9 protein-coding genes are annotated in these 11,371 nt (G+C 75.1%); 3 read left to right on the top strand and 6 right to left on the bottom strand.

Annotated features, from left to right (window positions below; translation table 11 throughout):
- Nucleotides 1-257: 257 nt before the first annotated feature.
- The 3 genes from ftsL to mraZ all read right to left on the bottom strand — a co-directional run bounded on the left by ftsL (nt 258) and on the right by mraZ (nt 3,032).
- Nucleotides 258-1,322, bottom strand: a complete 1,065-nt coding sequence (gene ftsL, locus AB0L06_RS32885) for a cell division protein FtsL (RefSeq protein ID WP_500235033.1) — start codon at nt 1,320-1,322, stop codon at nt 258-260.
- Entirely contained in the window at nt 1,319-2,305 is a 987-nt protein-coding gene (gene rsmH / locus AB0L06_RS32880) for a 16S rRNA (cytosine(1402)-N(4))-methyltransferase RsmH (protein ID WP_500235032.1), read from the bottom strand. The genes ftsL and rsmH overlap by 4 nt, the downstream gene beginning before the upstream one ends.
- A gap of 295 nt (nt 2,306-2,600) precedes the next feature.
- Nucleotides 2,601-3,032, bottom strand: coding sequence for a division/cell wall cluster transcriptional repressor MraZ (gene mraZ / locus AB0L06_RS32875; RefSeq protein WP_026411510.1), 432 nt, complete (start codon nt 3,030-3,032; stop codon nt 2,601-2,603).
- Between the two features lie 523 nt (nt 3,033-3,555).
- On the opposite strand from mraZ, the gene AB0L06_RS32870 reads away from it, so the two are divergent.
- From AB0L06_RS32870 to AB0L06_RS32860, 3 genes are read left to right on the top strand one after another with little or no spacing between them, the layout of a single operon-like run.
- On the top strand, nt 3,556-4,611 hold the full coding sequence (locus AB0L06_RS32870) for an AAA family ATPase (RefSeq protein ID WP_500235039.1): 1,056 nt from the start codon (nt 3,556-3,558) through the stop codon (nt 4,609-4,611).
- Between the two features lie 4 nt (nt 4,612-4,615).
- Nucleotides 4,616-5,983: a DUF58 domain-containing protein gene (locus tag AB0L06_RS32865; RefSeq protein ID WP_500235031.1), complete on the top strand. Its 1,368-nt coding sequence runs from the start codon at nt 4,616-4,618 to the stop codon at nt 5,981-5,983.
- The gene (locus AB0L06_RS32860; protein WP_500235030.1) at nt 5,980-8,469 is read left to right on the top strand and encodes a transglutaminaseTgpA domain-containing protein; all 2,490 of its coding nucleotides are present in this window, start codon (nt 5,980-5,982) and stop codon (nt 8,467-8,469) included. The genes AB0L06_RS32865 and AB0L06_RS32860 overlap by 4 nt, the downstream gene beginning before the upstream one ends.
- A gap of 123 nt (nt 8,470-8,592) precedes the next feature.
- On the opposite strand, the gene AB0L06_RS32855 is transcribed toward AB0L06_RS32860, so the two are convergent.
- From AB0L06_RS32855 to AB0L06_RS32845, 3 genes are all read right to left on the bottom strand, one after another.
- Nucleotides 8,593-8,997, bottom strand: coding sequence for an SCO2097 family morphological protein (locus AB0L06_RS32855; RefSeq protein ID WP_500235029.1), 405 nt, complete (start codon nt 8,995-8,997; stop codon nt 8,593-8,595).
- 146 nt (nt 8,998-9,143) lie between these two features.
- The gene (locus AB0L06_RS32850; RefSeq protein ID WP_500235028.1) at nt 9,144-10,421 is read right to left on the bottom strand and encodes a DNA polymerase IV; all 1,278 of its coding nucleotides are present in this window, start codon (nt 10,419-10,421) and stop codon (nt 9,144-9,146) included.
- A gap of 123 nt (nt 10,422-10,544) precedes the next feature.
- The gene (locus AB0L06_RS32845; protein WP_500235027.1) at nt 10,545-11,321 is read right to left on the bottom strand and encodes a methyltransferase domain-containing protein; all 777 of its coding nucleotides are present in this window, start codon (nt 11,319-11,321) and stop codon (nt 10,545-10,547) included.
- Nucleotides 11,322-11,371: the final 50 nt, after the last annotated feature.

Here is an 11,371-nt window from a genome sequence, read left to right as displayed (position 1 = left end):
GACTCGGACCCGATCCGGGAGCAGAACCCCGACGGCGTCCAGATCACGATGGGGCAGGACTCGCCCGAGACCGTCCAGCAGCAGATGGAGACCGGGGTGGGGTGTTACCCGTATTGCGTCCGGACGCGCGCGCCGCGCCCGGACCGTTCTTCTCGTCCCGCCCGGCCGAGCCGCGCGGTCCCCTCCCCTGGGGTCCCCGTCCGCGTCCGGACGGCGGACCGGCCGGACGCCGGCTCACCGCGCCCCCCGAGCCGTCCTCACGGCGTCACCCGCCCGCCGCCGTCCGCGGCGGGGGCGCTCGGCACGCCCTCACCCGGGATGATCGCGCCGGGGACGCCGAGCACGCCCACCGCGCCCGCGGTCGAGGCGGCCCCGTTCGGCACCGGGCGCAGTCCGCGGCTTCCGGTGACCGTGCCGTCCGGCGAGATCCACGCGGGCTGCGTCGGCGGCCTCATGTTGAACTCGCGGGCCTTGCTGTCCAGCCGGGCCGGCGCCTCCTCGCGCGCGATGTCGCTCTGCATCTGCTGGCGCTGCTGGTCGAGCAGCTTGTTGTTCTGCTGGAGCCGCGACAGCGTGAACGCGTCCTCGGCGAGGACGGTGTTCAGCAGCAGCAGGCTCGCCAGCGCGCCGCCCAGCAGCCCCACGATCAGCAGGACGAACGGCGTCCGCGGCGGAGCCGACTGCCGGACCGCCCGGGCCGTCCGCCGCGCCGGGCCCGCCTTGGCCGCGCCGGTCCTGGCCTTGCCCCTGGTCTTGGTGGAGGTCTTGGTGGAGGTCTCGGCGCGCGTCCGGGTCTTCGTCTTCACGGACGTGCCGCTCCGCGCGGACGAGGCGTCCCGCGGCTCCGCCGTCCGGGCGCGTCCGGAGGCCGCCGAGCCGCGCCCGGCCGCGTCCTTCCCGCGCCCGGAGGTCTTCGTGCCGCGCGCATCGCTTTTCGTGCCGCGCGCATCGGTCTTGGTGCCGCGCGCATCGGTCTTCGTGCTGCGCGCGTCGGTGTCCGTGCCGCGGGCCGACGTCTTCGAGCCACGTGCGTCACCGCTCGCGGCGCGACCGGACGTCCTGGCACCGCGCGCGTCCGTGTCCGACCCGCGCGCGGACGTCTTCGCCCCCCGTGCGGAACCCCGCGCGGCGGTCTCCCCGGTGCTCGTGGACGTCCTGGTGCGGCGCGCGTCCTCGCGGGCGTCCTCGGGCGCGTCCGCGGGGCGGGCGCGCTTGGCGTCCGGGCGGGGCGGGGCCGGACGCTCGGGCCTCGTGCGGCGCTCGCGGCGCTGCTTGGGCACGGGCGGGGTCGCGGTCCCCGGCTTGCGTGTCCGTGTGCTCATGGGGCCTCCCGGACCCGCTCGGCGGCGCGCAGCCGCACCGACCCGGCCCGTGGATTGGTCTCGGTCTCGGACTCGGACGCCACCTCGGCCCCCCGGGTCAGCAGCCGGAAGCGCGGCTGGTGCTCGGGCAGCGGGACGGGCAGGTCCGGCGGGGTCTTGTCGGCGGTGACATCGGCGAGGACCTGCTTGGTGATGCGGTCCTCGAGCGAGTGGTAGCTGAGCACCGCGACCCGGCCGCCGACCGGGAGGGCGTCGAGCGCGGCGGGCAGGGCCCGCCGCCAGATCTCGAGCTCGCCGTTGACCTCGATCCGGAGCGCCTGGAAGGTGCGTTTGGCCGGGTTCCCGCCGGTGCGGCGGGTCGCGGCCGGGATCGCGGTGCGGACGAGGTCGGTGAGCCGCGCGGTCGAGTCGAGCGGCTCCTTGGCGCGCTCGCGCACGATGGCGGACGCGATGCGCTGGGCGAACCGCTCCTCGCCGTACTCGCGCAGGATGCGGGCGAGCTCGCCGGGCGGGTAGGTGTTGACGACCTCGGCGGCGGTGAGGGCCTGCGTCCGGTCCATCCGCATGTCGAGGGGGGCGTCGTAGGAGTAGGCGAAGCCGCGGTCGGCCTCGTCCAGCTGGGGCGAGGAGACTCCGAGGTCGAACAGGAAGGCGTCCACGTTCGGCACGTCCAGCCGGTCGAGCACGGCGGCGATGTCGTCGTAGACGGCGTGCACGAGCGAGACCCGGTCGCCGAAGCGCTCCAGCCGCTTGGCGGAGCGCTCCAGCGCGTAGGTGTCCCGGTCCAGGCCGATCAGGCGGAGCGTCGGATGGGCGGTGAGCATGGCCTCGGCGTGGCCGCCCATGCCGAGCGTCCCGTCCAGGTAGACGGGCGTCCGGCCGGCGTCCGCGGCCGACTGGACGGCGGGCGCCAGGATCTCAAGAACGCGGTCGAGCAGTACCGGAATGTGACCGGCCTGCGCCGCGTGGTCGCCCACGTCCATGCTCCACCCCCATGTTGGTGCCACCTTGCTCGCGGAATTGTGGCATCGGCGGCCGGCGGCGCGTGCCGCCGAGCCGTCTCCCGTCGGTGCCGGCGCCCTGTGAACCCCCGTGGGCGCCGCCGGCGGCCTCGTCCGGCCAGGTCCCCATCCGCTGCCCTTGAGGAAGATCACCGCGTCACCGCGGGGGGTCGACTTCTGGCGCCGGGGAAGCTGCGCCAGAGGGTCTGGAGAGCGGCTGGAGACCTGGCCGAACGCTGGCCGGTGCCGGTCTTCGGGACCGACGTTCGGCAGATCGTCAGAGGATCCCGGGCAACACCTCCTCGGAGATGTCGGCGAACGCCTGCTCCTCCTGCTCGAGGTAGGACTCCCAGGCGCCGCTGTCCCAGATCTCCAGGCGCGTGTTCGCGCCGATGACGGTGCAGTCGCGGGTGAGCCCGGCGTACTTCCGCAGCGGGGGCGGGATCGTGATCCGGCCCTGCTTGTCGGGGAGCTCGTCGGACGCGCTGGCGAAGAAGACCCGGCCGTAGGCACGCACGGTGCGCTCGGTGACGGGCGCGGCACGAAGCGCCTCGGTGATGCGCTGGAACTCTGCCATAGGGAAGACGTACAGGCAGCGTTCCTGGCCCTTCGTGATCACCAATCCCCCCGACAGCTCCTCGCGGTACTTCGCCGGCAGGAACAGTCGTCCCTTGTCGTCGAGGCGCGGCGTGTGGGTGCCGAGGAACACCGGCCCCACCTCCCGCGCCGCATGAGGCGCTACCGCTCCCCACGGCGCCCCACTCTACTCCACTCTTCCCCACCGTCAACTACGAAAACACCTGCCGCGCGCGGATTTCGCGAACGATTCCGCAGGTCAGACGGGGTGGGCCTCCGGGGGGTGGGCGGTGGGGCGGCCAGGCGCGGCGGTCCGGCGGGACCACTTGACAACGCGTCCTGACGCAGCCCGGAGCGTTCTGGGGGGCGCCGCCGCGGGCCCCCGAGGGGGAAAGTGGGGCGCCGCACGGGCCGTGGAGGACGCCCGGGTGGAGCACAATGGGCAGCCGATCCCCAGGACCATCCCGGCCGCCGGGCGGAAGAAGACGTACCGCGGGCGGGAGACGTACTGTCGGTGGAACACCGCGGCGGGAGCCGCGGGTGGAGCGGACCGGCGGCGCGGCTCGTCCGAAACGGTGGAGTCGCGCGGGTGTCCGTGCAAGGGTTGCGCAGCGCGGCGCCGTCGGGGCGGCCGGACAGCTGAGGAGGGTTGGTTGGTGGCAGTAGGGATGCACGGGGACCCGTCGACCGGGACCGGACGTTCGGCGCCCGCGCCCCGCTCCGGGGAGGCCCCCGCGGACGGTTCGCGGACGGGTTTCCCCGGCGGCCTGGACGACCTCGCCCGGGTGAGCGGGCGCATCCGGGACGCCGTGGAGACGGTGGTCGAGGGCAAGCCCCGGGCGGTCCGGCTCGCGCTGACCGTCCTGCTCGCCGAGGGGCACCTGCTGATCGAGGACGTGCCCGGCGTCGGCAAGACGATGCTCGCCAAGGCCCTGGCCCGCTCGGTGGACTGCTCGGTGCGGCGCGTCCAGTTCACGCCCGACCTGCTGCCGAGCGACATCACCGGCGTCAGCGCCTACAACCAGGAGCTGCGCGAGTTCGAGTTCAAGCCGGGCCCGGTGTTCGCCAACATCGTGGTCGGCGACGAGATCAACCGCGCCTCCCCCAAGACCCAGTCGGCGCTGCTGGAGTGCATGGAGGAGCGCCAGGTCACGGTGGACGGGACGACGTATCCGCTGGAGCGGCCGTTCATGGTGATCGCCACCCAGAACCCGGTGGAGATGGAGGGCACCTACCCTCTCCCCGAGGCGCAGCGGGACCGGTTCACCGCGCGGATCTCGATGGGGTACCCCGACCCGGCCGCCGAGCTGGAGATGCTGGACACGCACGGCGAGGCGAACCCGCTGGACGACCTGGAGCCGGTGGCGCACGCGTCCGACGTGCGCGGGCTCATCGAGGTGGTCCGGCACCAGCACGTCGCCTCGTCCGTCCGGCAGTACGCGATCGACCTGGTCACCGCGACGCGCAACCACCCGGACCTGCGGCTCGGCGCGTCCCCGCGGGCGACCCTGCACCTGGTGCGGGCGGCGCGCGCGTACGCGGCGCTCGACGACCGCGACTACGTGCTGCCGGACGACATCCAGGAGCTGGCCCTCCCGGTGCTGGCGCACCGGCTGCTGCCGAGCGCCGAGGCGCAGCTCGAGCGGCGCAGGCCGGAGCACATGCTGACCGAGCTGGTGCACCGGCTGCCCGTCCCGTCCCCTCGGGGGTGACACGGTGCGACGGGCCTTGGCGGGTCTGACCACACGGGGCCGGTCGTTCATGGCGGCCGGGGCCACCGCGATCGTGTGCTCGTTCGTGCTCGGCGAGCGCGACCTGCTGCGCGCGGGCGTGCTCGTGCTGGCGCTGCCTCTGATCTGCACGTGGGTCGTGTCGCGGACCCGGTACCGGCTGGCCTGTGCGCGGCAGCTCGACCCGCCGCGGCTGCCCGTCGGGCACGAGTCGCGCGCGGAGCTGCGGCTGGAGAACGTGTCCCGGCTGCCGAGCGGGCTGCTGATGGTCGAGGACCGGGTGCCGTTCGCACTCGGCGGGCGGCCCCGGTTCGTGATCGACCGGATCGAGCCGCGCGGGTCCCGCGAGCTGAGCTACCGGATCCGGTCGGACGTGCGGGGGCGGTTCCGGGTCGGGCCGCTGACGGTCCGCCTCGCCGACCCGTTCGGGATGGTCGAGCTGGTCCGCTCGTTCAGCCTCACCGACACCCTGACGGTGACCCCGGCGATCGTGCCGCTGCCGTCCGGGCGGCTCGCGGGGGCGTGGGCGGGCGGCGGCGACAGCCTGGCCCGGACGGTCTCCACCGCGGGCGAGGACGACATCGCGCCGCGCGAGTACCGGCACGGCGACGACCTGCGACGCGTCCACTGGCGGTCGACGGCGCGGCGCGGCGAGCTGATGGTGCGGCGCGAGGAGCAGCACTGGCAGAGCCGGGGCACGCTCTTCCTGGACACCCGGAGCCTGGCGCACCGCGGCGAGGGGCCCGGCGCGACGTTCGAGCAGGCGGTGTCGTCGACGGCGTCCGTCGGGGTGCACCTCGGCCGGATGGGCATGGCGCTGCGCCTGGTCACCGACGCCGGGGAGCGGCTCGCGCCGACCGCCGACTACGAGGGCGAGTTCGAGGGCCTGCTGCTGGACACCCTGGCCGTCGCGCGCCCCGGCGACGGCGCGTCGCTGGACGCGGGTCTCGCGGCCCTGCTCGGCGGCTCCGGACGGGACGGCGACGGGCTGGTGGTCGCGGTGTTCGGACGGCTCACACCGGAGGAGGCGCGCGCGGTCGCGTCCGTCCGGCGGGGCACGGCGGCGTGCGTGGCGGTCCTGGTGGACCCGGAGGCGGCGGCCGCGGCCGCCGATCCGCGCGTCCCGTCCCCGCGGCGCTCCGGCAACGGCTCCTCCGAAACGGCCGTGCGGGCTTCGCACGGGCCGGGCGAGGTGGCAGGCGTTGGGGCGGCCCGGGTGTTGCGGGCCGCCGGGTGGCGGGTCGTGACGGTGCGGACGGCCGTGGAGCTCGCGGCAGCCTGGGGGGTCGTCGCGGAGCCGGACGGCACGGACATGGGTCACCTGCGCGGGGACGGGGGCGGAGGCGCGGCATGAGGATCCGGATGACGGTCATGGCCGGGCTGGCGACGCTGGCCGGGTCGGTCGGGCTGTACCCGCTGTTCATGGGCGGGCAGTGGTTCTGGCACGCGCTCGGCGCGATCGTCGCGGCGTCCGCCGGGGCCGTCGCGGTGCGGCGGCTGCGGATCCCGGCGGTGTTCGACCCGCTCGGCCCGCTGCTGGCGCTGCTGCTCTACTGCACCCTGGTGTTCACCCCCGGACGGGCGCTGCTCGGGATCATCCCGACGTCGTCGTCGCTGGGCGGGCTGCGCGACCTGGTGTCGGACGGCATGTCCACGGCGAACCGGTACGCCGCGCCCGTCCCGGACACGCGGAGCGTCCACCTGCTGGTCGCGATCGGGGTCGGCGCCATCGCGACCGTCGTCGACCTGCTCGCGGTGCGGATGCGCCGGGCCGCGCCCGCGGGCCTGCCGCTGCTGGCGATGTACAGCGTGCCCGCCGCGATCCGCGAGCACGGCGTGAACTGGCTCGCGTTCGGGCTCGGCGCGGTCGGGTTCCTCGCGCTGCTGATGGCGGACGCGCGGGAGAGCGTCGGCGGCTGGGGCCGCATGGTGTTCTCGCAGCGCTGGCATGAGGAGTCCCCGGGCGAGCGGGACGTCCCGGACGTCTCGGCACTGGCGACCACGGGCCGCCGGATCGGCCTGGCCGCCGTCGCCGTCGCCGTCGTGGTGCCGATGGCGGTGCCCGGCGTCCACCCTCGCGGCGTGCTCGGCGGCAGGGGGGCGGGCCCCGGCGGCGACGGCGCCCGGACGGTCACGACCCCCGATCCGATGGTCAGCCTGTCCCGGCAGCTCACCAACCTCACCGACGGGGTCGTGCTGACCTACGAGACCGACGACACCGAGGAGCCCGACTACCTGCGGCTCTACGCGCTCGACCGGTTCGACGGCGACCGCTGGACCTACAACGTCGCGTCCAGGGCCCAGGACAAGCTGACCGACGCGCCCCTTCCGGCGCCGCCCGGCCTCACCGACGCGCCGTCCCGCGCGGTCACCACCAGGGTCAAGGTGAACAAGGACCTGCGGGACCTGCAGTTCCTGCCGATGCCGTACGCGCCCACGCACGTGCGGATCAAGGGCGACTGGCGGGTGCACGCGCCGTCCCTGATGGTCTACTCGCTGCACGAGGGCATCGGCGGGAAGCCCTTCACCGTGACCAGCCGCCGCGTGCTGCCCTCCCCCGGCGACCTCGAGGCCGGGGGGACCTACACCAGCGACATGCTGGCCGAGTTCACCTACCTGCCGAAGTCCGTGCCGGACAAGGTGCGGCAGCTGGCCGTCCAGAGGACCAGGGGCGCCCGCAGCCCGTACGAGTCGGCGGTGAAGCTCCAGTCCTGGTTCACCCAGACCGGCGGCTTCCGCTACGACCTGAGCGTCGGCACCCCCGAGCACGGCTCGGACCTGATCGACTTCCTGACCGTCGACAGGCGCGGCTACTGCGAGCAGTTCGCCGCGGCGATGGCCGTCATGGCGCGCGAGCTGGGCATCCCGGCGCGCGTGGCGGTCGGGTACACCGCCGGCAAGGAGCTCTCCCCGGGCCGGTGGGAGGTGCGCGGACGCGACGCGCACGCCTGGCCCGAGCTGTACTTCAACGGCGCGGGCTGGCTGCGGTTCGAGCCGACCCCGAGCGGCGCGGCGGGGCAGGGCACCGCGTCCGAGCCGTCCTACTCCCTCGCGGCGGACGGCACCGGGAACGGCGGGGGCGACTCGTCCGCCCCCGGGCCGCAGCCGTCCTCCTCGGCGGGCCCCGGCGGGCGGCCGACCCGCGGCGCGCACTTCCGCAACGACCTGCCCGGCACCGGCGGGACGGCGTTCCCGCTGCCCAAGAAGCACAAGAGCGGCCCGGGCTACGCGCCGTGGGTCGCGGCGGGGACGCTGATCGTCCTGCTGATGGCCGCCGCGCCCGCCGTCCGGGCCCTGACCCGGCGGCGCCGCTGGTCGACGGCCCTGGAGCCGCCGCCGGGGCCCGAGACGTCCCGTCCGGGGCAGCGTGATCCGCGCGGGCCGCGTCCGCGCGGCGCCTCGGACGCGGCGCACGCCGCCTGGCGGGAACTGCGGGCGGACGCCGTCGACCACGGCGTCCCCTGGCCGTCCAGCGAGACCCCGCGCGCGACGGTCCGCCGCCTGGGCGACCTGCTCGACCTGGACGACACGGCCACGTCCGCGCTGCGCCGCATCGCCGGGGCCGAGGAGCTCGCGCGCTACGCCCCGGCGGACCGCACCCCGCCGTCCGCCGACCTGCTCCGCGCCGACGTCCGGACGATGCGGTCGGCGTTCGCCTCGTCCGCGACGGCGACCGCGCGCTGGCGGGCCCGGCTGCTCCCGGCGTCCACCGTCGCCGAGGCCCGTGAGGCCGCGCGCGCCGCGGGCGAGCGCACCGCCCTGGTCACCGGCCGCGCCGAACACGCCCTGGCCCGCGTGGTCACGCGCCTCCGAGCCCTCCTCCCCACCAAGCCCGAGTAGGCCGGCGCGCCCTCACAGGGGGCCGGAAAACACGAACGCGCCTCAGGTGGTGAGGCGCGTGGTGGAGGGGTGGGGCAGTGTTCGGCCCGCCGCGCGCCGGGGTGCGCGGGCGGGCTGGGCGGGTCAGCGTTCTTCTTCGCGGCGGCGCCAGCGCTCTTCCATGCGCTCCATGAAGCCCCCGCGGGCCGGGCCTCCGGACTGGCCGCGGCGTGCGCGGCGGCCCTTGGCGGCGGGCTCGGCGATGCCGGTCATGCGCTTCCAGCTGGTGAGCGCCCACACGCAGCAGGCGACCATGAGCAGGAAACCGGCCACGCTGACCGCGATGGTTATCGCGCCGGCGTTGGCCACCAGGCCGGCCATCAGGGCGGCGACGCCGACGGTGAAGCCCACCGCGGCCTTGATCATCTGGCGCTTGTAGTGCACCTGAGGACTCGTCGAGCGCACGGCGTGCGCGAACTTCGGATCCTCGGCGTACAACGCCTGCTCGATCTGGTCGAGCATGCGCTGCTCGTGATCAGAGAGCGGCACGGCGCCTCCCAACGACAGCCCCGCGACGGGGTTTCCGATGCAGGACAGGAACCTCAACGGTGATATGCCCAGAATACGAGCCAGGACTGGCCAACGAAAGCGAACGGCCGACCACGGACCCTCTCCCGTTCATCTCCGCATCCGCCTCATCCCCTCCCGTCACCGTTCTCCCGTCCGTCCCGGCCGGGAGGACGCCCGGCACCGCGCTTGACGAGCGCGGCGGGACGGACCGCACCGTGGCCGAAACGGCTCGCGACCTGGTCGATCACCCGCTCCGCCTCACGCCAGCCGGTCTCCGGTTCGTCCAGGGCCAGCTGGCGCGGAGCGTCGTCCGCGGACGTGAGGTTCTCCACGCGCACGCCCACCAGCCGGAGTCGTACCCGATCCCAGCCGGACGCCTCATACAGCTCGCAGGCTGTGACATAGATCACTCTCGCGAGATCGGTGGCCTCACGGAGAGTACGCGCGCGTGTGATCGTCTTGAAGTCGCCGTCCCGGAGCTTGACGCTGACCGTGCGCCCGGCGTAGCCGCCCGCGCGCAGCCGCGCGCCGACCTTCTCGGCCAGCCGGAGCAGCTCGCGGCGGATCACGTCCGGGTCCTCGATGTCGGTGTCGAAGGTCTCCTCGGCGCCGATGCTCTTGTCGACGCTCTCGGGGACGACCGGGCGCGGGTCGCGGCCCCAGGAGAGCTCGTGCAGGTGGGCGCCGAGCGCGTTGCCCAGCTCGCGCTGGAGGGTCGCGAGCGGGACCTTGGCGAGCTGGCCGACGGTGCGCAGGCCCAGGCGGGTCAGCTGCTGCTCCGTGCGCTCCCCGACGCCCCACAGCGCGGCGACGGGCAGCGCGTGCAGGAATTCCTCCACCCCGTCCGCCGGGACGACCAGGAGGCCGTCGGGCTTGCAGCGGGTGGACGCCAGCTTCGCCACGAACTTGGTGGGCGCGATGCCGACCGAGCAGGTCACGCCCTGCTGCTCGAACACCTTCGCGCGGATGAGCCGGGCGATCTCGGCGGGCCGTCCGTACAGCTTGCGCGCGCCCGCGACGTCGAGGAACGCCTCGTCCACCGAGAGCGGCTCGACCAGCGGGGTCATCGACCGGAAGATCTCGAACACGGCCCGGGACACCGCCGTGTACCGCTCGTGCCGCGGCGGCAGCACCACCGCCTGCGGGCACAGCCGCCGCGCCCGCGTCATCGGCATCGCCGAGTGGACGCCGTACTTGCGCGCCTCGTAGGACGACGCCGACACCACGCCCCGGCCGCCGACCCCGCCGACGACCACGGGACGCCCGCGCAACTCCGGCCGGTCGAGCAGTTCGACGCTCACGAAGAACGCGTCCATGTCGACGTGCAGGATCGAGCAGCCCGTGTCGTCCCCCGGCGGGCCGGGCTGCGGCCCCGGCCGGTGCAGCTGCTGCTTGCGGCTCATGCCCCCAACCTAGACGCCCTTTCGGACATTTCGCCCGCTCGACGCGGGTGTGCGCATTCGGCCGTCAACGCGGGCCGCCGAGCCGTCCCGAGCGCCCGGCCGTCGAGACGGCCGGGCGCTCGTTCAGGCGGGGCGTTCGGCCACCAGGTGCAGCTGGGTCGCCAGCTCGCGCAGGACGGGGTGGACGGACGCGGCGCGTTCGAGGGCGACCAGGCCCTCGGCGGCGCCCGTGTCGTCCAGCAGCGCGCTCGGGACGAGGTCGGCGAAGATCCGGACGCCGTGCGTCTCGCGGGCGGTGAGGCCCGCGCCGACGGCCAGCTCGGCGAGCGACTCGCGGGTGAAGCGGCGCGGCATCCGGTCGTGCTCGCCCCAGCGGCCGTCCGGGTCGGACAGGACCTGCCGTGCGTCGTCGAACCGGCCGGCGGCGGCCCGGTGCAGCGCGGCGGCGATCTGCCCCGCGACCAGCACGCTGACCGCCCCGCCGGGCCGGACGACCCGGGTCAGCGCGTGCATCACGGCGGCCGGGTCGTCCACGAACTCCAGGACGCTGTGGCACAGCACCAGGTCGGCGGAGGACTCGCCGAGCACCTCCGGCAGGTCGCCCGCGTCGCCCTGGAGCGCGCGGACCGACACGCCCGCCTCGGCGGCGCGCCGCTCGAGCGCGGCGAGCGCGTCGGGGCTGGCGTCCACCACGGTCACCCGGTGGCCGAGCTCGGCGAGCGGCACGGCGAACCCGCCGGTGCCGCCGCCGACGTCCACCACGTCGCACGGGCCCTGCCCGGCCACGCGGGCGAGCACCTCGCGCAGGACGTCCCACAGGACGGCGCCGCGCACCCGGCCGCCACCGCGGCTCCGCCAGGTCTGCTGGGCGGGCACGGCCGCCCCCCTCTCACCGGTCATGTCCCCTCACCCTAGGTCCCGGCCCTCACTTCTCCACGACCCCGTCACCC

The sequence above is a fragment of the Spirillospora sp. NPDC052269 genome (genome assembly GCF_040679435.1).
Lineage (GTDB): Bacteria > Actinomycetota > Actinomycetes > Streptosporangiales > Streptosporangiaceae > Spirillospora.
The sequence above is the reverse complement of the archived record's forward strand: the minus strand, read 5'-3'. Positions and strand labels throughout refer to the sequence as shown.

What these genes read in the sequence shown, in the direction of transcription:
- ftsL (WP_500235033.1), bottom strand. Translation starts at nt 1,322, where the DNA reads ATGAGCACACGGACACGCAAGCCGGGGACCGCGACCCCGCCCGTGCCC.
- rsmH (WP_500235032.1), bottom strand. Translation starts at nt 2,305, where the DNA reads ATGGACGTGGGCGACCACGCGGCGCAGGCCGGTCACATTCCGGTACTG.
- AB0L06_RS32860 (WP_500235030.1), top strand. Translation starts at nt 5,980, where the DNA reads ATGAGGATCCGGATGACGGTCATGGCCGGGCTGGCGACGCTGGCCGGG.
- AB0L06_RS32850 (WP_500235028.1), bottom strand. Translation starts at nt 10,421, where the DNA reads ATGAGCCGCAAGCAGCAGCTGCACCGGCCGGGGCCGCAGCCCGGCCCG.
- AB0L06_RS32845 (WP_500235027.1), bottom strand. Translation starts at nt 11,321, where the DNA reads ATGACCGGTGAGAGGGGGGCGGCCGTGCCCGCCCAGCAGACCTGGCGG.